The following is a 21,141-nucleotide window of genomic DNA, read 5'->3' as shown; positions in this document are numbered from 1 at the left end:
GGATTCATGCCCGTTGAGCTGCAGTTTTTCCGGACCGACCTGAGAATGTCCTAAGAATGGCTAAAGAAGCCGCTCAGCTGGGGGCATCGTCGCCGGTGCGCGCCGCGTCGGGTTGCGGTGGCATAAAAGGGTCCTTCTGTAACGCCGGCCGCTCCGCGGTGGGGAACAGTGGAATCCGCTCGCTACGGCCGGCGTAACGCCGCGGCTCCTCCGCGCTGCGAGGCGGACGATCGTTGGCGATCAGGACCGCCATCCAGGGCAGTGGAATGGACACCACGATGATCGCGAGGGAGATGAGTCCGTTCTGCCAGATGTTGTAGGCGACGGCAGCCAGGATGAGCGCAGGGATGCGGAAGGCCATCAACATCAGGTACTTCCGGACGCGCTGGCGGTGCTGCACTTCGTAGGCAGGTGCGGCTTTGGTGATGAGAACCGGGCGGGCTTCCTTGCCGAAATCGTCGCCGAAATCGCCGTCGAAACTCAGCTCGTGGCTTTGTTTCATGCCTCTACTGTTCCACATCTGCCGCGGGCCGTGACATACGGATTTCCGTGCGGCCCGCACCCAGGCACAATGGATGCCGCGTGCACGTGAGGAGCAGAATAAGACCATGCAGACCCAGACCATCGAGCGCCCGGACACCGACGAACGCGTCGACGACGGGACCGACGACGACACCCCCAAGTTCTTCCATTACGTCAAGAAGGACAAGATCGCCGAAAGTGCTGTCATGGGCACGCATGTGGTCGCGCTGTGCGGCGAGGTGTTCCCCGTGACCAAATCGGCCAAGCCAGGCTCTCCGGTGTGCCCGGACTGCAAGAAGATCTACGAGTCACTCAAGAAGTAGGCGGCGGGTCGACGGGCTCGGGCATACGGGTTTCGCCCGGTGCCTGGGCCCCACCGTTGAGGGCTCGGTCGCCCAGCCACTCCCGCAGTCTCCTGGCGTGGGTGTCCGATGCCGGCCATTCTTCTTGGACAGCCGCGTTGAGTTCGGCGCCGAGCATGATGGCGAACCCCAGGAAGAACGCGAACAGCAGGAACGCGATCGGAGTGGCCAGCGCGCCATAGGTGTACCCGGTGCTCGTGATCCAGGTGAGGTAGATCCTCAGCCCGAACGTGGCGACCAGGAACACCACTGTGGCCAGGACGGCTCCGAGCACCAGCCGATGCGTCGGGATCGGTGCGGGCAGCGAGACGCGGTACAGCACGGTCACCCCCACCAGCACCGCCAGGAACAACGCGGGGTAGTAGCCGTAGCGCAGCACGTTGTCCCAGCTGTCCGGGATATGTTCGGACACCGCCCGCGGCCCCAGCGCCAGCAGCGGTGCCACCCCGATCGCGGACACCAGCATGATCACGTAGAGGCCCAGCGCGTAGAACCGCTGCCGCACCGGATGACGTAACGGTGTTTGATCGTGGGCTTCCACGATGGAGTCGACGAACGCCGACACCGCCGACGAGCCGGCCCACAGCGAGATCACGAATCCCACCGACACCACCTCGCCGCGGGCGCCCTTCACGATGTCGCGGATCGTCGGTTCGATGATCTCGTTGACCACGTTGGGGGAGAAGAAGCTGTTCGCCGCGTTGATCAATTGATCCTGGATCGTCGGCAGGGTGTCCGGCCCGAACCACGGTGCGATGTAGGCCAGGCTGCCGAGCATCCCCAGCAGGAGGGGAGGCAATGACAACGCACACCAGAACGCCGCCTGGGCCGACTCCGAGAAGATGGAGTTGTCCCAACTCTTCGACAGTGTGCGTCGAGTGATGTGCCAGATGTGGCGGCGTGATGGTGGTACTGGAAGCGGCTGGCCAGTCATGACCAGTCAAGCATTACTGACGAAACGTGCTCCTGCCCAGGCGGGTGGTGTCGGCGGTGCCGTCCTGAGGGGATCAGGCGTCTGCCGTGCTGATCTCCAGCACCGCAGCCAGCTCGACCAGCTTGGCTTCGTGCTCGTTGGCATGGTGCTGGCAGAAGAGGAGCTCAGCTCCTGAAGGCAGCTTCGCGCGCACGCGTGCGGCCGCGCCGCAACGATCGCAACGGTCCGCTCTGGTTAGCTCCGGGCTTGTCAGAGTTGCGTTCATGGCTCCTCCGTCTTCTGCTCTGCGCATCTCGGCAAAGGCGCCGCGATTGCGTATGTCCACTCTGTCAGACGTTTTGGATTCCGGCCTTGTTCCCCAGGGGTTCACCGGTGTGTCGTGTCTCACTTGGCCGTCGTGTTGCTGCCGGGCAAGCTGTCGGTATGCATCCATCGCCGCGTGTCCTGGTTCACCTGTGCAGCGCCGACGAATGGCAGACGGCCCAGCGTAGTGGTGAACATCGTCCCGACTCGCTGAGCGTCCAGGGCTTCGTCCACCTTTCGGCTCCCGAGCAGGTACACCTGCCGGCCAACCGGCTCTACGCCGGACGTGGTGACCTGGTGCTGCTGCACATCGACCCGGCCAAACTGCCGGATCCGGTGCGGTGGGAACCAGGTGTCCCAACGGATCCCGAGGCGATGTTGTTCCCGCACCTGTACGGTCCGCTTCCGGTGAACGCTGTGATGACCACCACGGACTACCCGCCCGACGCCCAGGGCCGGTTCGCGCCGCTCGCCGACACGCCGTCGGGGTAGAGCGCAGCTCAGCAGCCGGCACAGTGCGTGCCATGCTCGTCAGGTGTCCGGCGCAGCCCAGAATCGGCAGGGCGCGGCCACCCGGCTGCGCCTGGTGAAGGCCGCGGAACGCTTGTTCGCCGCCCACGGGGTGGATGCGGTGTCGGTGCGGGCGGTCAACGCGGCCGCGGGCCTCGGCGCGGCCTCGGTGCATTACCACTTCGGATCCAAGGACGACCTGCTGCGCGCGGTGCTCACCGATGTGGGTGCGGCGGTGCGTGACGAGATCGCGGCCAACGTGGCGCTGCTCGAGGCCGATCCGGTGGCGCCGAGCGCCGATGCTCTCGTCCGTGCGGTCACCGAGCCGTATCTGAAACTGTTGCTGCGCCACCGGGTCCGGGGCATGCGGTGGATCAAGATCATCGCCCAGATCTCCCAGGAGAACAATCCGGTGCTGCTCGACACCGAACAGCATCTGCCCGACGAACTGTTCGCCCAGGTGCGGCGGGCGTTTCCGGATTCCGATCCGGCGCGCCTGGAACTGCGTTGGGCCATCTCGATCATGAACTTCATCCAAGCGCTGAGCCGAGCCGACGAGTGGCGCCGCAACGGCAGCCGGCTGGACGAGGAAGAACTGCGGGACTTCTACGACGACCTGGTGTGTTTCGTCGTCGGCGGGGTCGATCGTCTACTCGGCTCCTGACTGATCCGTCACGTCACCGGCCGGCGTTCGACGGCGAATTTTATGGATCACTTGATCCAATCATATGATCCAGATAGCGTGCCGGGCATGTGGAATTCGAGCTCGATCAAGTTCGGGGCGTTCCTGGCGCCCTATCACCCCCTCGACGCCGACCCGGCACTGCAGCTGCGCCGGGACATCGACCTGATGGAACATCTGGACCATCTGGGTTTCGACGAGGCGTGGATGGGTGAGCACCACTCCACGGGATCCGAAATCGTCCCAGCGCCAGACATGTTCATCGCGGCAGCGGCCGAGCGCACGGAGCGGATCCGATTCGGCACCGGCGTGATGTCGCTGCCGTACCACCATCCGCTGATCACCGCGGACCGCATCACCCAGCTCGATCTGCAGACGCGCGGCCGGCTGATCGTCGGCACCGGGCCGGGCAAGATCCCGCTGGACGCGCACATGATGGGCATCAACCCGATCGACCAGCGCCGCATGCAGGGGGAGGCGCTCGACGCGGTGCTGCGGCTGCTGCGCGGCGAGGTCGTCGACATGGAGACCGATTGGTTCACGCTGCGCGATGCGCGGGCCCAGCTGCCCACCTACGATCCCGCAGGCATCGAGGTGGCCACCGCGTCGACCATCTCTCCGAACGGGTCGGTGCTCGCCGGCACGCACGGGTTGTCCCTGCTGTCGCTGGCCGCCAGCTCGCCGAGCGGATTCGACGTTCTCGACCGCAACTGGGGTGTGTACGAAAAGGTTTCAGCCGAGAACGGCCATCACGCGGACCGTTCCACCTGGCGCCTGGTCAATCCGATGTTCATCGCCGAGACCCGCGCCGATGCCGAGCGGGCGGTCGCCCGACGGATCCATGCCATTGCCGAGTACGTCAACCGGCAGCAGGGCATCAACCCCGACTGGGCGCAGTCACCCGAGGGCATCATCAACCAGTGGCGCACCGACAATCTCGGCGAGTTCGGCCAGGCGATCATCGGTACGCCAGAGGATGCGATCGCCCAGATCGAGCGTCTCGTCGAGAAGACCGGCGGATTCGGCACTCTGCTGATCATGCATGTGGACATGGCCGGCTGGGAGGAGACCAAGCGCAGCTACGAGCTCTTCGCTTCCGAGGTCGTCCCGCATTTCAAGAACCGCAACGTGGGCCGGCAGGCCAGCCTTCAGTTCGCCGAGGACAACAGCGAATACCTGCTCGGCGGACTCATCGGCGCAATCACCAAGGCGCACACCGATTATTACGGCCGGCCTGCCGAGCAGCTCGCCGGACAGGGGGCATGATGCGCGCGGCGCAGTACTTCGACGGCCGGTTCACCGTCACCGATGTCACCGACCCGCCCGCCACCGGGCCCGGACAGTTGCGCATCAAGGTCGCCGCTTGTGGCATCTGCGGCAGCGATCTGAGCATGTCCAAGGATCCGTGCCGGTTCGTCGAGGTGGCCGCCGGTGCGGGCTACCCGTTCGCGGTGTTCGACGCCACCCGTCCGGTGGTGCTCGGTCACGAGTGGGCCGGCACCGTCGTCGAAACCGGTCCGGGCGTAGAGGATTTCACCGAGGGCGACCGGGTCACCGGGCTCGGCATCACCGCGGAGGTCGGCAACGGGATGCCGACGATCATCGGCTACTCGAACGAATACCACGGCGCCTTCGGCGAATTCATCGTCGTTGACGCCTTCTGGGCCCGGCACGTGCCGGACAGCCTGTCACTGGAGCACGCCGCCCTGGCCGAGCCGCTGCACGTCGGCGAGATGCACATGCAGCAGTCCGGTCTGACACCGGCGGACACCGCCTTGGTGATCGGTTGCGGATCGATCGGTCTGGGCACGATCCTGGCCGCCAAGGCCGCCGGCGCGCACACCGTCATCGCCTCGGAGCCGTCACCCAAGCGCCGGGAGCTGGCCGCCAAGATGGGCGCCGACTTCGTCGTCGACCCCAATGAGCAGGATCCGATTGCGCTCTACGACGAGTTGAGAAGCAATGGGAAGACCGACCCGGCCGATCCGCAGGGCCTGTTGATCGCCTATGAGTGCAGCGGACGGGCGGGCACCCTCAACTCGCTGACCCACACGCTGCCGTGGGGTTCGCGCATCCAGGTGGTGGCGTCGCCGTTCGCCGAGGAGACCATCATCCCGGTGGTCGCGCAGATGCGGCAGATCGCGATCAACTTCGGGCACGGCCCCTACGACCGGGCCTACGAGTTGGTGCTGGCACGGCTGGCCGACGGCGAGATCGACGCGGAGGCGATCATCACCGGGCGGGTCGGTCTGGACGGTCTGGACGACGCGTTCGAGGCCCTGCGCGACCCCGACGCGCACGTCAAGATCCTGGTGCTGCCGGGGGTGTGACGTCGTGGCGGGCGGCCGGGGTCACGGGGATCCGGCCCGCACTGGCGCCGCCGTCGACGGTCAGATCGGCGCCGGTCATGTACGACGACGCGTCCGAGGCGAGGAACGCCACGACTTCGGCGACCTCGTCGGGAGTGCCGACGCGGGTGAGCGGCGCGCCGGGATGGCCGCCCAGCCCGCGTTCCACCCCGAGGTGGGCGATCATCGGCGTGTCGATCATGCCGGGATAGACCGTGTTGACCCGAATGCCCAACGGGCCCAGCTCGATTGCCGCGACCTTCGACATGCCGCGCAAGCCCCACTTGGACGCTCCGTATGCGGTGTAGCCGGCGAGTCCCTGTACACCGGCCTGCGACGAGATGTTGACGATCGAGCCGCCACCGGCCGCCTTCATCGGTTCGGTGACGGCCTGGATGCCGAGGAAGGCGCCGATGAGATTCACCCGCAGCATCCGCTCGAATCCGTCCGTGTCTTGCTCGGCCAGCGGCACCACCTTGCAGATCGCGGCGTTGTTGACCAACACGTCGACACGTCCGAAGTCGGCCATCGCGATGTCGACCGTCGCGTGCCAGTCGGTTTCGCTGCCGACATCGTGGCGGACGAAACGTGCTGCGGGACCGATGGATTCGGCCACTCTCTCACCCTCTTCGTCGAGGACGTCGGTCATCACCACCTTGGCGCCGAGCGCGGCGAACAGCCGCGCCTCGGCTTCACCCTGGCCGCGGGCGGCGCCGGTGACGATCGCGACCTTGCCGGACAGATCCATGAGCTTCGCGCCGGTCATCGCTACCTCTCGTTCTGGTCGATGCCGGTCAGCAGGATCTCTGACATGCGGCGCGGGAACTCGGTGACCTTGGCCATCGCCACGATCTGGCGCGGCATGACGACGTGTCGCTTGTTGCGTTCGATGGCGTCGGCGATCGCGGTGGCCACCACCTCTGGCTCCAGCGGCGACGAGGGCAACATGCGCAGCCGCTCGAACCGCTCGATGGTCTTGCGGGCGGGCGTGAATTCCCTGATGTGATCGATCATGTCGGTCCGCACCTCACCGAGCTGGACGAGTGTGGTGCCCACGGGCTGACCGCGCAGCTCGGCGCGGATGCCTGCGGTGAAGTGGCTCAGGCCGGCCTTGGAGGTGCCGTACAACGTCACTCCGGGACCCTGCGCGATCGCCCCGTAGGACGACACGTTGACGATGTGACCGCGGCCCCGTCGCACCATCCGCGGCATGGCCTGGCGGCACAGCTCCAAGGGTGCGGCGAGATTGACCTGCAGGAGGTTCTGCACGTCGGCGGCACTGGCATCGGGAAACAAGCCGACCCGGTCGATTCCGGCATTGTTGACCAGGATGTCGACCGGACCGTCGGCCTCGACCTGGTCCAGCAGCGCCTCGACGGCGGCCGGATCGGTGAGATCGGTCGGGTAGGCCTTGCCGTCGATCTCCTTGGCGAGCAGGTTCAGGGACTCCGCGTCGCGCGCCACCACCGCGACGTCGACGCCGCGCGCGGCCAGCACCTCGGCGATGCTCTTGCCCAGCCCGCGGCTCGCGCCGGTGACCAGCGCGCGGGTGTTCCGAAGCTTCATGGGTTGCCTTTCACTGGGTTTGAGGTGTGGTCGTGTGTGTTCAGGGCGCTGTGGACGACAGCGCAGACATCGTCGGTGGCCTCGGCTGCGGCCGGAAGATGGTCGGCGAGGTTGAAGAATCCGTGGAAGCCGCGCTCGTAGCGCCGGACACTGACTTTCGCGCCACCGGCGGCGAGCATGCGGGCGTACTCCTCGCCTTCCTCGCACAGCGGATCAAGGGCACCGGTCAGCACGTGCCCGTCCGGAAGCCCGGTCATGTCACCGAGAATCGGCGACGCCGAGACGTCGGTCTGTGCGCCGCTGTCGCCGAGGTACTGCGCGGTGAACCACTGCATGTGCTCGGCGGTCAGCACCCCGCTGCGGGTGTGCGGGCTCGACAGCGACGATTTGCGGCGCTGGTCGACAACCGGGTAGATCAGCACCTGGAATGCGATGGGTGGCCCCCCGCGGTCGCGCGCCGTCATCGCCACCACCGCCGCCAGATTGCCACCCGCGCTGTCGCCCGCCACCACGAGCCGGTGCGGATCACCGCCGAGTTCGCCGGCATTGGCGGCCGCCCATTCGGTTGCGGCCCAGGCATCTTCGACCGCGGCGGGATACGGGTGTTCCGGCGCCAGGCGGTAGTCGACCGAGACCACTATCGCACCGATGCCGTTGGCGAGCCTGCGGCAGCACGAGTCGTGCGAGTCGAGGTCGCACAGTACGAATCCGCCACCGTGGAAATACACGAGCACGGGCAGCCCGGCGGTGGACTCGGCGGGATCGAGCGGATGGTAGATCCGCACCGGAATGTCACCGGCCGGCCCGGGGATGGTCTGGTTCGCAACGTCGGCCACCGGCACGGGTTTGGCGGGCCTGCGGCTGGCCTTGAGCCGGGCCCGTACCTCGGCCGCGGCGGCGATGGGGTCGAGTTCACCGGAGAGGATCGGCGCGAACGCATCGCCCATCCGGCCGGCGACCTCCCGTTTCATGGTGTCTTCCTGGATGTTCGAGCCACTCATTTGACGCCGCCGGTGAGCTCGCCGCGCAGTACCTTGCCGGTCGCGTTGCGGGGTAGCCGGCTCACGAACTCGACGTCCCGGGGGATCTTGTACCGGGCCAGGTTCGCCCGCACGTAGTCCTTGATGTCTTCGGCGGCCAGGGTGGCGCCGTCGACCGGCACCACATAGGCATTGAGCCGCTGGCCGAAATCGTCGTCGCTGACGCCGATCACCGCGACCTCGTCCACCTCGGGATGGCTGGTGATCAGGTTCTCGACCTCCAGCGGATAGACGTTCTCACCACCGCAGATCACCATGTCGTCGTCACGGCCGTCGATGTAGAGCCTGCCGGTGTCGTCGAAGTGGCCGACATCGCCGCTGCTCTGCAACCCGTCGATCGATTCCTTGGTGCGCCCGTCGGTGTAACCGGCGAAACTCACGTCGCTGCCGGCGAAGACCCGGCCGATCACGCCCGGTTCGGTGATCTCGTTGCCCGCATCGTCATACAGGCGTACGGCGCACCCGACGGGCGGCCTGCCCGCGGTGCGCGGATCGTGCAGCAGGTCCTCGGGCATCGCCACGGTCATCACCGCGAGTTCGGTTGAGCCGTAGAGGTTGTAGAGCACGGGACCGAATTCGGCGAGGGTGCGCTCGACCAGGTCCGGTGGCATGGCCGAGCCCGAGACGAAGATGATCTTGAGCGACGTGATGTCGAATTTCTCCCGAATGTCCTTGGACAGGGCCAGGATCCGCTGCAGCATGGTGGGCACCACGACCAGCACGTCGCACGCGTGGTTCTGGACCGCGCGCAGGGTCTCCTCGGGGTTGAACTTGCGCCGCAGCACCAGCCGGTTGCCCAGCGCCAGCGACAGGACCGCCTGGCCCAGCCCGGTGCCGTGGAACATCGGCGCGGCCAGCATGCAGGTCTGACCGCGGCGGCGCGGCACCCGATCCAACAGCTGCGCCGAGAACAGGGGAGAGGTCTTGCCACGCGGTGCGCCCTTGGGCGTGCCGGTGGTGCCGCTGGTCAGCAGGGTCATGCCGCCGGGTTTGGCGGGCGCGGCAACCGGGGCGGGTGAGGTCGCGGCGATCAGGCCCTCCAGCGAGCCTTCGATGTCGGTGCCCGAGCGCTCATCGGTCCACGCCAGGAAGCGCCGTACGCCGGGATCGATGGCGCTGACCAGGTCGGTGAACTCCTCGTCGTGGATCAGCACGTCGACCTTCTCGCGGGTCGCGACATCGGCCAACTGCGGTTTGGCGAATCCGGTGTTCATCAGCAGCAGCTGGGCCCCCACCTTGCCTGCCGCGGCCAGGATGGTGACCAGCCCCCGATGGTCCCGGCACAGCGCCGCGATGACAGAGCCCGCTCCGATACCCCGGGTGTTCCAGGCCCGGGCGAGTGCGTTGACGCGGTCGTCGAGTTGGGCGAACGTCACGTCGCCCCATTCGTCGGTGATGGCGATGGCGTTGGGATCGCGGGTGGCGGCGCTCTCGATGACGGCGGCGAAACCGCCGAACTGGCGGACCCGCTTCGCCTGCCGGATGCCGTCGGCAGCTCCACCGGACAGCCCGGACTCGCGCAGCACGGCGATGCTGCGGGCGATCACCCGCAACCGGTTGACCCTGGCGGCGAGGCTGGCAGGGCGCGGAATGGCTCGCTTCATGGCGCAAACCGTAGGTGTCGGCGAGCCGGGTGGGGGCGGTCGAGTCTCGCTGGGCGGGACAGCTTGTCTCCTGCGACACACGATTCGATAAGAGTGATGGCAGCCACAGACAGTGCCGTATCGGCGGCGGACAAGCGAGGTTGAAAATGCGGCGTTTGAAGGGCGAGGACAACAGCTTCCTGGCGTGGGAGAGCTCGGTTCAACCGCAGCACACGATGAAGGCCGTCGTACTGGACCCGAATCAGATGTCCGAGCCGCTGACGTTCGATCGGCTCAAGGCCGCGGTGCAGGGCTGGGTCGACACCGTGGAGCCTCTGCAGTGGCAGTTGCTGTCCCCCCGGGTGGGATTCGGTCGGCCCTGGTGGGTTTCGCGGCCGCAGCTCGACATCGACCACCACGTGCAGCGGACCACCGCGCCGGCCCCCGGCGGCGATGAGGAGCTTGCCGCGACGATCGGCGAGATCTTCGAGGTGGCCCTCGACCGCGACCGGCCCGCCTGGCAACTCTGGTTGGTCGAAGGCCTAGCTGACGGCCGCATCGCACTGGTGCTCAAGATCCACCACGCTGTCGCCGATGGCACCGCATCGCTGCGGCTGCTGGAGACCCTCTACAGCACCGATCCGAAAACCCCGTTGCCGAAGCCCCGATCGACGCCGTTGCCGAACGAACGGCGCCCGGCACCGTGGGTGTGGTGGCCGCTGGTCATCCGCCACCAGATCGCGGCGCTCGCGCGTTTTCCCGGCATCATCGCCCGCACCGCGGCCGTGACAGGCGTGATCCGCCGGCGGCAGAAGGCCGGAAAGCCCGGCTACGCAGAGGCATTCGCCGCACCGGCGATGTCGTTCAACGAACCGTTCTCGGCCGCCCGCCGATTCGCCTACCGGCGCGCTGACGTGACAGAGATCAAGCGGGTGTCAAAGGCTTTCGGCGTCACCATCAACGACGTCTTCCTCAGCATCTGCGGCGGGGCCCTGCGCGAGTACCTCGCCGAGAACGGAAAGCTCAGCGACGAAAGCATGACCGCGGTGGTGCCCGTCTCGATGCGCCCGGCCGAAACCGAAGCCGAGTGGGGCAACAAGGTGGCGCGGTGGAACGTCGACCTGGCGACACACATCGCCGATCCGGTGGAACGATTGACGGCGATCGCCGCGGCGACCCGCATCGCCCGCGAGGTGCAGGCCGAGCGTGACGCCTGGCTGCAGCACGACTGGATGGAGTACTGGCCGCTGTTCTGGTTGTACTCACGGGTGCTGCCCATCCTCGGGGCCAAGATGAAGCGGCGCCCGATGTTCAGCTTGATCGCATCCAACGTGCGCGGTCCGCAGAACACGCTGTACTGGGGTGGCGCGCCCATCGAGCAGCTCATCTCGTCGGGGCCGATCGTGTTCCCGATGGGATTGAACTTCACCGGGTGGAGCTATCGCGACGAGATGGCGATCTGCGTACTGACCTGCGGAGATCAGGTGCCGGACCCGTACGGCATCGCCGACCGGGTGCCGCAGGCGCTGGCCGAGCTCGCGGCGCGGGTGGATTCAGTCGACGGTGGGCTGCTGGACGCTTCGGATCGTCAGGCGGTATCCGGCTAGGACGTCGAACCACAGCCGGGCCACCGGATCCGTCGCATCCAGCGCGTGGCGGCTGCCGCTGCTCAGGAGCTGGTCGGCGGCGTTGCGGGCACGAGTGACGGCCTGGCACAGCGCTGTCGTGGCGGCGGGCGTATCGGCGCTCAGCGACGTGACGAGTTGCAGCCGCGCGGCGTCGATGTCCGATTCCGCCTTGGCGACCAGGACCGCCGACGAGGTCAGTTCGGTGGTGTCCTCGCTGCCGTACGAGGTGGCCAGGCGTTGGCGGACCTGACCGACGTGTGCCCGCCACACGCCGGCTGCGGCGCCGACCACGGCAGCGGCCTGCCCGGCACCGGCCAGAACCCGGTACGAGATCGGGGATTCACCGAATTCGCTTTTTTCAGAGGGGCTTTCGTCGGGGTGCGAGAACACGGCATCGACGATCACGTCGGACACCGTGACATCCCCGATTCCCGCCGCGTCCAGTCCGCGCCGGTGGGCGTGCCGGTCGATCTGCACGGCATCGCGGGGGAGAAGGACGTAGCGGACCGAACCCCGGTCATCCTCGTCCAGGGCGCTCAGGAGCATCCAGTCCGCGAACACGGCTCCGGTCACCGACTCCCACCGCCCGGTCAGCCGGCGCTTCCCGCGGCCGGTGGTCAACCGCCCCGCCGGTTCCGCGCACGCGGTGACCAGCGCGGCGGTGTCGGCGCCCCACACCCGTTCGGCGGCAGCGTCGTCCAGGCCGGCGACCGCGTACGCAGCGGCATTCAGCGCTCCGGCCAGCCACCCACCGGAACCGTCGCGCTCGGCGAGACCGGCCACCGCGACGACGAAATCGGCTGCTTCCGAGGCCGATCGGGACGCCGCACGACCGCCGTGACGGACAGGTTGCAGCAACCTGGACGACGTCGAATCGCGCAGGACGGCAATCGATTCAGTATCCGAGACGCCGGGATCGACTCCGGGTGCACCGGGCGGCTCGGCCATATGACCTCCTGGGAGGGGCGACGAATGGTATCCACGATGGTGACATACCCGACGGGCAGGATAGGGCGGCACTGATGACGCAGAACGTGCGCGCCGCGGTGCGCCAGGCATTGCCGGCGATCGCCGATGCCGCCGCCGATGTCGACAGCACCGGTGCCGTCGAGCCCTCGGTGATCGGTGGCCTGCACGATGCGGGGTTCTTTGCGATGCTGCGACCCAAGGCGTTCGGCGGGATGGAGGCCGATCCGGCCGAGTACCTGGCGGCCACCCGCGACCTGTCAGCGGCATGTACCTCCACCGGGTGGCTGGCGGGATGGTTGGGCGTCAACACCTGGCATCTGTCGCTGTTCGACGAGCGCGCCCAGCGCGACGTCTGGGGGCGGGATCAGCGGACGCTGGTCTGTGAGTCGTACGCCCCGACGGGCCGCCTGGAACGGGTCGGTGACGACTTCCGGTTGTCCGGCAGATGGAGCCGGTGCACCGGAATCCTGCACTCGTCGTGGCTCATGGCCGCAGCGGTACTCGTCGGTGAGGACGGTGCCGCCCAGGATTTCCTGGTGGCCCTGGTGCCACGAGCTGACTATGTCGTCGAATCCACCTGGAACAGCGTGGGATTGAGAGGCATCGGCGCTCACGATGTCGTCGTCTCGGGTGCGCTGGTGCCGCGGTACCGCACGTTCGGCTGGGTCAGCGGCGAGCAGCTCGGCACGCTGGCTCCGCTGTATCGACTGCCGCAACCGACCATGTACACCCACACCGGCACGGTCCCTCTGCTGGGCGCCGCCGAGAACATTCTCTCGGCGTTGCAGCCCCGGGCCGGCTCGCCGGTTGATCCGGTGGCCATGGCGGGCAGCGACCTCGAGTTGTCGGTCAGGCAGATCGAACGCAACCTCGGCGATCTCATGGACTGTGTGCGTGCCGGCACCGCCCCGGACACCGATCTGGTGCTGCGGTCGCGCCGGGACCAGGTGCTGGCCTCCGAACGCGCTGTCGCGGCGATCCGGACGTTCATCGCCCACTCAGGTGGCCGCGACAGCGAGGACCCACTGGTGGAACGGGTGTGGCGCGACGTCCAGACCGCGCAGACCCACGTGGCCAGCAATGTGGACCAGGTATTGGCCCTCGTCGGCCGCCACTCGTTCGGCATGGAGGTCGACGAAATCCTCTGGTAGCCGGCGCTGGAAGCCTGCGCTCTCAGACCCAGGCGTCGGAGGTCAGGGTCCGCAATACCCGGGACAGCAGGTTGTCGGTGGCCTGCGCTTGGGAGGGGGCAATCGATGCGGAATCCCGGGCGCCGGTTTCTTGGGAGCCCAGCTGCCGCGATATGTGCCGCGCGGCCCGGATCACGAACGGGGCGGTGCGCTGCAAACGGTGCAACGGCACGGCACCGGTCAGGGACAGGCCTGCCACCTCGCCGTCGGCCGAGCGCAACGGTGCCGCGACGCTGGTCAGTCCGATCGCCAGTTCCTCGTTGTCGTAGGCGAGCCCGTGCCGGGAGCGGATCCTGGCCAGTTCGCGGTGCAGGGTTTCCAGATCGCCGATGGTCGACCGGGTGGACCGGATCAGCCGCGGGCCCAGGACGGCGTCCACCTCCTCGGCGGGAAGCTGGGCCAGCATGGTCTTGCCCAGTGCGCTGGCGTGCGCGGGCGTGTGTCCGGCGACGCGGGTGGGCACTACGGCGCTGTTGCGCCCGGCCACCTTGTCGAGGTAGACCACATCACCGCCGAAGAGCACCCCGAGGTGCACCACCAGTCCGGTGTCGGCATGCAGTCGCGACAGGGTCGGAGAGGCCACACTGCGCAATTGCGAGTGATCGACCATTCTGGTGACCGGCAGCGGCGACGCGGCCAGTGCGTAGCCGTCCGGCCGGTGTTTCAGGAGGCCGGCGCTGTGCAACTGTTTGAGAATCCGGTGCACCGAGGATCTGGGCAGCCCTGTGCGGCTGGCGATCTGGTCCAGCCGCAGATGCTTGCCGGGTTCGTCGAAGGCGTTGAGGATCAGCGCGACGCGATCCACCATCGACACGGCCGTGTCGCGTTGTTCGGCACGTGGCCGTGATGTCGCGTTGCTGGTGGATCCCGGCACCTGCGCCCCCTAGGACGTCGAACAGTGAATCACTCACGATCTCACTGAGCGGGATCATGCCGCAAGCACTGTTTGCCGTGCCCGACCATGGTGGTCAGCCCGCGATGCGTGCGACAAGGGAGTTTTGGATGCGTGGTGTGGAAATGACCAGGGACGTTCTGGACGGCATCAGTGACAATGCCGACCGGATACAGGCGCTCGGGCCCGTCAACGAGTCGCTGGGCCGGCTCGACACTCGCACGGTCGACGCGCTGCGCGAGTCCGGGGTGATGCACATGTTGCAGCCCGTGGAGTTCGGCGGTATCGAGACCCATCCGGGCGACTTCGCCGAGGCTGTCCTCGAGATCGCCCGGCTGGACGGTTCGGCGGGGTGGGTCGCCGGCTCGGTCGGGGTGCCGCCGTGGGCACTGGCCTCGGCCGACCGGCGCCTGCGTGACGAGGTGTGGGAGGCCGACCCCGACGTCTGGATCGCCTCGGCGCACACGCCTGCCGGAGTGCTCCTGCCCGTCGACGGCGGTTATCGCCTCACAGGCGAGTGGCGTTCGGTCGCGGCGATCGATCACTGTGAGTGGGTCGTCGTCGGGGCGCGTGCGGTCGGCGCAGGCGATACCGACGGATTGGGCTATTCGCTTGTGCCGCAAGCCGATCTGCGCGTGGTGGAGGGTTCCTGGGACGCGATCGGGTTGATCGGCACCGGAAGCAAGAGTATCGCGATCGAGGACGTGTTCATTCCCGCGCATCGGTTGCTGAACCACAACCGCATCGTCGACGGCACCGCGGCGGGACACGCCGGCCTGCGCAACCCGATCTACCACATTCCGCTGAGCACCATTGCGCCGCTGGGGATCACGGCCGCGGTGATCGGCATGGCCGAGGGCGTCCTGGCCCACCATGTCGAGACGGCGGGCGCCGACGGCCCGGTCGAGGAACACGCGGCCGCCGAGATCCGGGCTTCGCGGCTGGTGCTGCTCGACACGCTCACGGCGTCGTTCAACCGGGTGCTGGACGGGCCGATCGACCCGGGCATGCGGGCACGCGCGCGCCGGGATCAGATCGCCGCGGCCCGCCGTGCCGTGCGTGCGATCGACGAGATCGTCTGTCATTCAGGCGTTGACGCGCTGCGCCGCACCAGCGCGGTGCAGCGGTTGTGGCGCGATGCTCACGTCGGCCTTGCGACGGTGGTCGGCGAGTCGAAGGCCGTTTCCCCGTAGGTCATTACGAGACACGACGGGCGGCGCCGATGTCAGCGCCGCCCGTCGTCGTCTGGACGCGATTACGCGTGGGTTCCGCCGTCGATACGGATCTCGGTGCCGCTGATGAACGCACCGTCGTCGGAGACCAGCATCGCGATCACGCCGGCCACCGCGGACGGTGCACCCATCCCGGCGCCACCGGAATCCAGGTCGGTCGGCATGATGGGCGACAATTTGGCGAACAATGACCAATCGGTGTCGGCCGGAACGAGTCCCGGTGTGGCGTCGGTGATTCCGGACTTGATGCTGCCCGGCGCCACGCTGACCGCACGGAGCCCCTGCTTGCCGTATTCGAGGGCGAGGGCATGGGTCATCGCCTGGATGCCGCCCTTGCTGGCCGCATAGGCCGCCATGTACGGGTGGGCGAACGCCGCCGAGGTGGAACTGAAGTTCACGATCGCACTCTGCGAATTGTCCAGCAGTGCCGGCAAGGTCTCGCGGATCACCAGGAACGTCCCCGTGAGGTTGACGCCGATGATCTGGTTCCATTCCTGCAGACTCATCTGATGGGTGTGCACCGCGCGCAGCATGCCCGCGGCGTTGACCACGGAGTCGAGGCCGCCGAGCGTCTCGACCGCGGTGCGGACGCCGGCGATCACCGATGCCTCGTCGCCGATGTCCATCGTCAGCGCGGTGAGGCGGTCGGCGGCACCGGCCTGCTGCGCGCTCTGCCGGGCGATCTCCAGGCCGTCGGCGGAGATGTCGGCGCCGACCACCGCGGCACCTTCGTCGAGCAGTCGCAGCGCGGTGGCCTGTCCGATGCCAGATCCTGCGCCGGTCACCAGGATCCGGCGGCCCTCAAGTCGTTTCATGCTGTTCACTGTCCCATCACGTACTTCACGGTCGGACCGGCGGTCCAACCGCCGTCGACGGCGATCTCGGCGCCGGTGACGTAGGTGGAGGCATCGGACAGCAGATAACCGACGGCGCCGGCGATCTCGTCGGCCTCGCCCACGCGGCCCATCGGGGTGTTGGGATAGTTGCCCTCACCCTGTTGGATGCCGATCTGGGCGGTCATCGGTGTGTAGGTCATGCCTGGATGCACGGAGTTCACCCGGATACGGTCCGGCCCCAGTTCCACCGCGGCGATCTTGCTCAGCCCGCGCACGCCCCATTTGGACGCGCCGTAGCCGGCGGTCAGTGCCAGACCCATCAGGCCGGCCGCCGACGAGATGTTGACGATCGAACCGCCACCCGCGGTCCGCATCGGCGCGATGACCGCCTGAAGGCCGTTGAAGACGCCGACCAGGTTGATCTCGAGGACGGTGCGGAAGTGATCGAGCGGCTCATGCTCGATGAACTGTCCGGTCGAGATTCCCGCGTTGTTGACCAGGCCGTTGAGCTTGCCGAATTCGGTCACCGTGAGCTCTACCGCGGATTGCCACTGCGCCGCATCGGTCACGTCGAGGTGGACGTAGCGCGCGGCCTCGCCCAGCTCGGCGGCCAGCGCGGCGCCGTCGTCGTCGAGCACGTCGGAGACCACCACCTTGCCGCCCCGCGCGACGATGTGCCGGGCGAACGACGCGCCAAGGCCGCGTGCGCCGCCGGTGACGATCGCTACGACATCCGACAAGCTATCCGAATCTTTTTGCATCCCAACAACTTCCTTTCAGGGGTGAATCTCGCCCGGTTTCGGTGTCGATCCTGGCCGCAGCGTCGGCGAAGTATGGGAGCAACGATATTCGTCGTCCTGAAGGCGCGGCGGAAAGTCTCGTTCAACGGGAACGGATTGAACAGTGCCGGGGCCTCCATCCCCCGGGCAGCCCAGGTACCGGTGAGTGGGACAACGGCTGTCCGGCGCACCCGGTGGTTCGTAACGTGACGATCCGAACCATGAAGCGAAAGGCAACACAGTGACAGCCCAGCCAGCTCCGTCAGGTACCGCCGAACGAACCGCTCCAGCGGTGGATGTGGTGGTGGTGGGAGCCGGTTTCGCCGGGCTGTACGCGCTGCATCGCCTTCGCTCCCAAGGTCTTTCGGTGCGGGTGTTCGAGGCGGCCGACGGCGTGGGCGGCGTCTGGTACTGGAACCGCTATCCGGGGGCCCGCTGCGACGTCGAGAGTGTCGACTATTCCTACTCGTTCGACCCCGACCTTGAGCAGGAGTGGAACTGGACGGAGAAGTACGCCACCCAGCCGGAGATCTTGGCCTATCTCAACCACGTGGCCGACCGGTTCGACCTGCGGCGCGACATCTCCTTCGGGACCCGGGTGACCGACATGGTGCTCGACGAGAAGACGCTGCGCTGGGAGGTCCGCACCGATCGCGGTGACACGGTATCCGCGCGGTTCTGCATCCTGGCCGTCGGACCGCTGTCGAACGCGAACATCCCGGCGATCGCGGGCCTCGACTCGTTCGCGGGCGAGGTCTACCACACCGCGCACTGGCCGCACGACGGCGTTGATTTCACCGGCAAGCGGGTCGGCGTGATCGGCACGGGATCCTCGGGTATCCAGGCGATCCCGTGCATCGCCAAAGAGGCCGCACAGCTCTACGTCTTCCAGCGGACCCCGAACTACAGCGTGCCGGCCGGCAACATTCCGCTCGATGACCAGACGCGCGCCGCGCAGAAAGCCGGTTATGCCGAGCGGCGCAGGCTCTCGATGCTCAGCGGCGGTGGCTCACCGCACCAGCCCCATCCCAAGTCCGCCCTGGAGGTCTCCGCCGAGGAGCTGCGGCAGACCTACGAGCGGCGCTGGGAGCTGGGTGGAGTGTTGTTCTCCAAGGCATTCCCGGACCAGTTGGTGACCATCGAGGCCAATGACACCGCGCGGTTGTTCTGGGAAGAGAAGGTGCGGTCCGTGATCGACGATCCCGCGGTCGCCGACGTGCTGATTCCCAAGGACCATCCGATCGGGGCCAAGCGAATCTGCACCGACGACAACTACTTCCAGACCTACAACCGGGACAATGTCTCATTGGTGAATCTGCGGGCCACGCCCATCGAGCGCATCGACCCATCCGGTCTCGACACCACCGATGCGCACTACGAACTGGATGCCCTGGTACTGGCCACCGGGTTCGACGCGATGACGGGATCGGTCCAGAAGCTCAACGTGGTGGGCCGCGACGGACGGACTCTCAACGAGGCGTGGGCAGAAGGGCCGGCAACCTACCTCGGCCTCGGTGTCCCGGGCTTTCCGAACCTGTTCAACATCGCGGGCCCCGGCGCCCCTTCGGTGCTGGCCAACATGGTGCTGCATTCGGAGTTGCACGTGAACTGGGTGGCCGATGCGATCGGCTACCTCGACGCCCAGGGCGCCCCGGCGATCGAGGCGCGTGCGGAAGCTGCCGCCGAATGGGTGGCCGAATGCAGCCGACGCGCCGCTGAAACACTTATGCCGCAGGCCAATTCATGGTATCTCGGGGCGAACATCCCGGGTAAGCCGCGTGTGTTCATGCCGTTCGTGGGCGGTTTCGGCGTGTACGGCGAGATCATCGCCGAGGTGGCCGCGGCCGGCTACAAGGGCTTCGACATCCACCAGGATCTGAGCGACTGACACGCCGCGCGGGGCGGTCGGGCTTCGCGTTGCGGGACCGCTCGGACATCGGCGCACCACCGGAACACCCTGGGCGGCAGCGGCTTCGGCGTAGCTGACACCTTCGGCCTGTGTGCGAAACGGGCCGGACCCTTCGTCTCTACCGGATCACACGGACCCTCGCGGGTCCGTGTGTTGCGCGCAGTGAGACCAGCTGAATTCGGCACTCGTGGAGCGCAATTGACGTGTGAACGAGCACGAGCCTCACCCTTCCAACTGCCACACGGCCAGAAGTCTTGTACCGCTGAGCGAGACCACGTCTCCCTGCCCCTCCTCGAGTGCGCACCATCACATGGCCCGGCGTGGTGAGGTGGCCGACACACCGAAACCGTGAAGTCCGAACGTCGCCGGCAGGAACAACTTGATAGAGGAAGAGGAAATGGACCGACACAGCAACTTCGACAACGGCGCCGTACCCGCTGTACGGCGCCGGTCGAGAACGACATGGAGAGCCGTTGGCATCGTGCTCACTGCCATCGGGTTTTTCGTGATGTCCGTGCTGCCGGCATGGGCCGCCGAGAACATGCGGGTCACGTTCGTGCGGCACGCTCAGTCCGCGGGCAACACGTCAGGGAACATCGACACCTCGACACCCGGTCCGTCGCTCACCCCGCTGGGGCGCGAGCAGGCCCAGGCGGTGGTCGACAAGCTGGGCGACAACAACTACGACGCGATCTACGCGTCGCAGATGATCCGAACCCAGCAGACCGCGGAACCCATGTCGGCCTATCTGGGTCTGCCGATCCAGGTGCTGCCCGGGTTGCAGGAGATCGAGGCGGGCGACTACGAGGGCACGCCCGAGAGCGGTGCGCTCGGTGGCTATCTCCAGGCCCCGATCGCCTGGGCGTTCGGTGGCCAACTCGGCGTGCGGATCCCGGGGTCGATCGACGGCAACGAGTTCGACGCGCGCGTCGACGGCGCGTTGAAGACCATGTACGACAAGGGCGACCGCAACGTGATCGTGTTCTCCCACGGCGGCACCATCATGTTCTGGACGATGATGAACGCCAAGAATCTCACCCTGGCGGAGAAGGGCATGCTGCTGAGCCAGCATGCCCTGGGCAACACCGACTACGTGGTCATCGAAGGCAACCCCGAGGACGGCTGGACAGTGACGGACTGGAACGGCCAACGGTTCAGCCCCGAGCCGACTTTCGGGCACGAGGTCGGCCTGCAGGTGCGGACGCTCAACCGCCAGCTCGGAGCGGCCATGAAGCAGGTCACCGACTCGTTCGCCACCGGTGACGTGACCAAGGTTGCGACGACGATCAACCGCAGTGTGGCCGATGCCTCGTTCTCGGTGGCCAAGTTCAACCGGGCGATCAATGCCGAGGTCATCAAGCGGGTCGGCAAGGCGATCGACGGGGTGCGCGATCCGGATTCCGATCCGGTTTCGGAGCGCACCGACACGGTGTCGGACACGGCCAAGACCGTTGTCCCGGGCACGGGTTCGGCCACGGACATGCTGAAGCCGCTGGATGCCCCGGTGGCAGTCCCGAAGCGAGCGTCGAATTCGGCCGGTTCCGATCGCACCGGCGCGTCCCGGAAGGTCGCCTCGGCCGTGCGGGGCAACGGCGGGACCAATCTGACCAGCGGCAACATGGTCAGGCCCGGCAAGGCTTTTGCCGATGCCAAGCGCGCCGGTGACCAGGTTCGTACCGCGGTGTCCGATGCCGCCGACCAGCTGAGGTCGACGGTGAAGTCCTCGGTCGGCAGTCTCACCGAAGCCTCCGAGAAGGTGTCCGAAAGTGTGGGCGCGCCAAGTGCTTCGCGCGAGGACGCGGGTTCCGGCAAGGCTTCCCGCAAGGCTGCCGCAGCTTCGGACAGCCGATGAACGG

Annotated in this window: 21 protein-coding genes; 10 read left to right on the top strand and 11 right to left on the bottom strand. The window is 67.2% G+C overall.

Going from position 1 to position 21,141, the window contains the following annotated elements:
- Nucleotides 1-73: 73 nt before the first annotated feature.
- Nucleotides 74-520 (bottom strand): DUF3099 domain-containing protein, encoded by a 447-nt coding sequence (locus tag H977_RS0128590; protein ID WP_029111054.1) that lies wholly within the window; start codon nucleotides 518-520, stop codon nucleotides 74-76.
- An 88-nt stretch (nucleotides 521-608) separates the two neighbouring features.
- On the opposite strand from H977_RS0128590, the gene H977_RS0128585 reads away from it, so the two are divergent.
- Nucleotides 609-845, top strand: a complete 237-nt coding sequence (locus tag H977_RS0128585; protein ID WP_029111053.1) for a DUF3039 domain-containing protein — start codon at nucleotides 609-611, stop codon at nucleotides 843-845.
- On the opposite strand, the gene H977_RS0128580 is transcribed toward H977_RS0128585, so the two are convergent.
- Nucleotides 835-1,818: a YihY/virulence factor BrkB family protein gene (locus H977_RS0128580; RefSeq protein ID WP_029111052.1), complete on the bottom strand. Its 984-nt coding sequence runs from the start codon at nucleotides 1,816-1,818 to the stop codon at nucleotides 835-837. The genes H977_RS0128585 and H977_RS0128580 overlap by 11 nt on opposite strands.
- A gap of 73 nt (nucleotides 1,819-1,891) precedes the next feature.
- The gene (locus H977_RS0128575) at nucleotides 1,892-2,083 is read right to left on the bottom strand and encodes a DUF7455 domain-containing protein (protein WP_029111051.1); all 192 of its coding nucleotides are present in this window, start codon (nucleotides 2,081-2,083) and stop codon (nucleotides 1,892-1,894) included.
- A gap of 158 nt (nucleotides 2,084-2,241) precedes the next feature.
- On the opposite strand from H977_RS0128575, the gene H977_RS34170 reads away from it, so the two are divergent.
- The 4 genes from H977_RS34170 (at nucleotide 2,242) to H977_RS0128550 (ending at nucleotide 5,643) form a co-directional block, all read left to right on the top strand.
- The gene (locus H977_RS34170) at nucleotides 2,242-2,613 is read left to right on the top strand and encodes a DUF952 domain-containing protein (RefSeq protein ID WP_036477636.1); all 372 of its coding nucleotides are present in this window, start codon (nucleotides 2,242-2,244) and stop codon (nucleotides 2,611-2,613) included.
- A gap of 43 nt (nucleotides 2,614-2,656) precedes the next feature.
- A complete protein-coding gene (locus tag H977_RS0128560) occupies nucleotides 2,657-3,295 on the top strand; it encodes a TetR/AcrR family transcriptional regulator (RefSeq protein WP_029111049.1) in 639 nt (212 codons plus the stop codon).
- A gap of 87 nt (nucleotides 3,296-3,382) precedes the next feature.
- Nucleotides 3,383-4,579, top strand: a complete 1,197-nt coding sequence (locus H977_RS0128555; RefSeq protein WP_029111048.1) for an LLM class flavin-dependent oxidoreductase — start codon at nucleotides 3,383-3,385, stop codon at nucleotides 4,577-4,579.
- Nucleotides 4,579-5,643 carry an alcohol dehydrogenase catalytic domain-containing protein gene (locus H977_RS0128550; RefSeq protein WP_029111047.1) on the top strand — a complete coding sequence of 355 codons (1,065 nt, stop codon included), beginning with the start codon at nucleotides 4,579-4,581 and terminating at the stop codon, nucleotides 5,641-5,643. Before H977_RS0128555 ends, H977_RS0128550 begins: the two co-directional genes overlap by 1 nt.
- Here the strand turns inward: H977_RS0128550 and H977_RS34165 are convergent.
- From H977_RS34165 to H977_RS0128530, 4 genes are read right to left on the bottom strand one after another with little or no spacing between them, the layout of a single operon-like run.
- Nucleotides 5,615-6,427 carry a glucose 1-dehydrogenase gene (locus H977_RS34165; protein ID WP_081681900.1) on the bottom strand — a complete coding sequence of 271 codons (813 nt, stop codon included), beginning with the start codon at nucleotides 6,425-6,427 and terminating at the stop codon, nucleotides 5,615-5,617. The genes H977_RS0128550 and H977_RS34165 overlap by 29 nt on opposite strands.
- A gap of 2 nt (nucleotides 6,428-6,429) precedes the next feature.
- Nucleotides 6,430-7,227 carry an SDR family NAD(P)-dependent oxidoreductase gene (locus tag H977_RS0128540; protein ID WP_029111046.1) on the bottom strand — a complete coding sequence of 266 codons (798 nt, stop codon included), beginning with the start codon at nucleotides 7,225-7,227 and terminating at the stop codon, nucleotides 6,430-6,432.
- Entirely contained in the window at nucleotides 7,224-8,198 is a 975-nt protein-coding gene (locus H977_RS0128535) for an alpha/beta hydrolase (RefSeq protein WP_051289274.1), read from the bottom strand. The genes H977_RS0128540 and H977_RS0128535 overlap by 4 nt, the downstream gene beginning before the upstream one ends.
- Nucleotides 8,199-8,224: 26 nt before the next feature.
- Nucleotides 8,225-9,871 (bottom strand): AMP-binding protein, encoded by a 1,647-nt coding sequence (locus H977_RS0128530; protein WP_029111044.1) that lies wholly within the window; start codon nucleotides 9,869-9,871, stop codon nucleotides 8,225-8,227.
- Nucleotides 9,872-10,017: 146 nt separating this feature from the next.
- Between H977_RS0128530 and H977_RS0128525 the strand changes: the two genes are divergently transcribed.
- Nucleotides 10,018-11,457: a wax ester/triacylglycerol synthase family O-acyltransferase gene (locus H977_RS0128525; RefSeq protein ID WP_029111043.1), complete on the top strand. Its 1,440-nt coding sequence runs from the start codon at nucleotides 10,018-10,020 to the stop codon at nucleotides 11,455-11,457.
- On the opposite strand, the gene H977_RS0128520 is transcribed toward H977_RS0128525, so the two are convergent.
- Nucleotides 11,404-12,426, bottom strand: a complete 1,023-nt coding sequence (locus H977_RS0128520; protein WP_029111042.1) for an acyl-CoA dehydrogenase family protein — start codon at nucleotides 12,424-12,426, stop codon at nucleotides 11,404-11,406. The two genes, H977_RS0128525 and H977_RS0128520, sit on opposite strands and share 54 nt — an antisense overlap.
- Nucleotides 12,427-12,500: 74 nt before the next feature.
- On the opposite strand from H977_RS0128520, the gene H977_RS0128515 reads away from it, so the two are divergent.
- Nucleotides 12,501-13,598 carry an acyl-CoA dehydrogenase family protein gene (locus tag H977_RS0128515; protein WP_029111041.1) on the top strand — a complete coding sequence of 366 codons (1,098 nt, stop codon included), beginning with the start codon at nucleotides 12,501-12,503 and terminating at the stop codon, nucleotides 13,596-13,598.
- A gap of 22 nt (nucleotides 13,599-13,620) precedes the next feature.
- Here H977_RS0128515 and H977_RS34160 read toward each other — a convergent pair whose 3' ends face one another.
- Nucleotides 13,621-14,511, bottom strand: a complete 891-nt coding sequence (locus tag H977_RS34160) for an IclR family transcriptional regulator (RefSeq protein ID WP_036477633.1) — start codon at nucleotides 14,509-14,511, stop codon at nucleotides 13,621-13,623.
- A 143-nt stretch (nucleotides 14,512-14,654) separates the two neighbouring features.
- Here H977_RS34160 and H977_RS34155 point away from each other — a divergent pair, with 143 nt between their 5' ends.
- Nucleotides 14,655-15,722 carry an acyl-CoA dehydrogenase family protein gene (locus H977_RS34155; RefSeq protein WP_051289191.1) on the top strand — a complete coding sequence of 356 codons (1,068 nt, stop codon included), beginning with the start codon at nucleotides 14,655-14,657 and terminating at the stop codon, nucleotides 15,720-15,722.
- 62 nt (nucleotides 15,723-15,784) lie between these two features.
- Here the strand turns inward: H977_RS34155 and H977_RS0128500 are convergent, their stop codons facing one another.
- Nucleotides 15,785-16,576 (bottom strand): SDR family NAD(P)-dependent oxidoreductase, encoded by a 792-nt coding sequence (locus H977_RS0128500; protein ID WP_029111040.1) that lies wholly within the window; start codon nucleotides 16,574-16,576, stop codon nucleotides 15,785-15,787.
- A 5-nt stretch (nucleotides 16,577-16,581) separates the two neighbouring features.
- Nucleotides 16,582-17,358, bottom strand: coding sequence for a glucose 1-dehydrogenase (locus H977_RS0128495; protein ID WP_029111039.1), 777 nt, complete (start codon nucleotides 17,356-17,358; stop codon nucleotides 16,582-16,584).
- Between the two features lie 259 nt (nucleotides 17,359-17,617).
- On the opposite strand from H977_RS0128495, the gene H977_RS0128490 reads away from it, so the two are divergent.
- Together H977_RS0128490 and H977_RS34585 are read left to right on the top strand one after the other, a co-directional pair.
- Entirely contained in the window at nucleotides 17,618-19,264 is a 1,647-nt protein-coding gene (locus H977_RS0128490) for a flavin-containing monooxygenase (RefSeq protein ID WP_036477630.1), read from the top strand.
- A gap of 502 nt (nucleotides 19,265-19,766) precedes the next feature.
- On the top strand, nucleotides 19,767-21,137 hold the full coding sequence (locus tag H977_RS34585) for a histidine phosphatase family protein (RefSeq protein WP_231396086.1): 1,371 nt from the start codon (nucleotides 19,767-19,769) through the stop codon (nucleotides 21,135-21,137).
- Nucleotides 21,138-21,141: the final 4 nt, after the last annotated feature.

Source organism: Mycobacterium sp. URHD0025, assembly GCF_000426065.1.
GTDB lineage: Bacteria > Actinomycetota > Actinomycetes > Mycobacteriales > Mycobacteriaceae > Mycobacterium.
Note: the sequence above shows the minus strand (reverse complement) of the source record. Positions and strands in the feature narration are given on the sequence as shown.

Coding starts and splice junctions, on each gene's coding strand:
- H977_RS0128590 (WP_029111054.1), bottom strand. CDS start 520: ATGTGGAACAGTAGAGGCATGAAACAAAGCCACGAGCTGAGTTTCGAC.
- H977_RS0128585 (WP_029111053.1), top strand. CDS start 609: ATGCAGACCCAGACCATCGAGCGCCCGGACACCGACGAACGCGTCGAC.
- H977_RS0128580 (WP_029111052.1), bottom strand. CDS start 1,818: ATGACTGGCCAGCCGCTTCCAGTACCACCATCACGCCGCCACATCTGG.
- H977_RS0128575 (WP_029111051.1), bottom strand. CDS start 2,083: ATGAACGCAACTCTGACAAGCCCGGAGCTAACCAGAGCGGACCGTTGC.
- H977_RS34170 (WP_036477636.1), top strand. CDS start 2,242: ATGCATCCATCGCCGCGTGTCCTGGTTCACCTGTGCAGCGCCGACGAA.
- H977_RS0128555 (WP_029111048.1), top strand. CDS start 3,383: ATGTGGAATTCGAGCTCGATCAAGTTCGGGGCGTTCCTGGCGCCCTAT.
- H977_RS0128550 (WP_029111047.1), top strand. CDS start 4,579: ATGCGCGCGGCGCAGTACTTCGACGGCCGGTTCACCGTCACCGATGTC.
- H977_RS34165 (WP_081681900.1), bottom strand. CDS start 6,427: ATGACCGGCGCGAAGCTCATGGATCTGTCCGGCAAGGTCGCGATCGTC.
- H977_RS0128540 (WP_029111046.1), bottom strand. CDS start 7,227: ATGAAGCTTCGGAACACCCGCGCGCTGGTCACCGGCGCGAGCCGCGGG.
- H977_RS0128535 (WP_051289274.1), bottom strand. CDS start 8,198: ATGAAACGGGAGGTCGCCGGCCGGATGGGCGATGCGTTCGCGCCGATC.
- H977_RS0128530 (WP_029111044.1), bottom strand. CDS start 9,871: ATGAAGCGAGCCATTCCGCGCCCTGCCAGCCTCGCCGCCAGGGTCAAC.
- H977_RS0128525 (WP_029111043.1), top strand. CDS start 10,018: ATGCGGCGTTTGAAGGGCGAGGACAACAGCTTCCTGGCGTGGGAGAGC.
- H977_RS0128520 (WP_029111042.1), bottom strand. CDS start 12,426: ATGGCCGAGCCGCCCGGTGCACCCGGAGTCGATCCCGGCGTCTCGGAT.
- H977_RS0128515 (WP_029111041.1), top strand. CDS start 12,501: ATGACGCAGAACGTGCGCGCCGCGGTGCGCCAGGCATTGCCGGCGATC.
- H977_RS34155 (WP_051289191.1), top strand. CDS start 14,655: ATGACCAGGGACGTTCTGGACGGCATCAGTGACAATGCCGACCGGATA.
- H977_RS0128500 (WP_029111040.1), bottom strand. CDS start 16,576: ATGAAACGACTTGAGGGCCGCCGGATCCTGGTGACCGGCGCAGGATCT.
- H977_RS0128495 (WP_029111039.1), bottom strand. CDS start 17,358: ATGCAAAAAGATTCGGATAGCTTGTCGGATGTCGTAGCGATCGTCACC.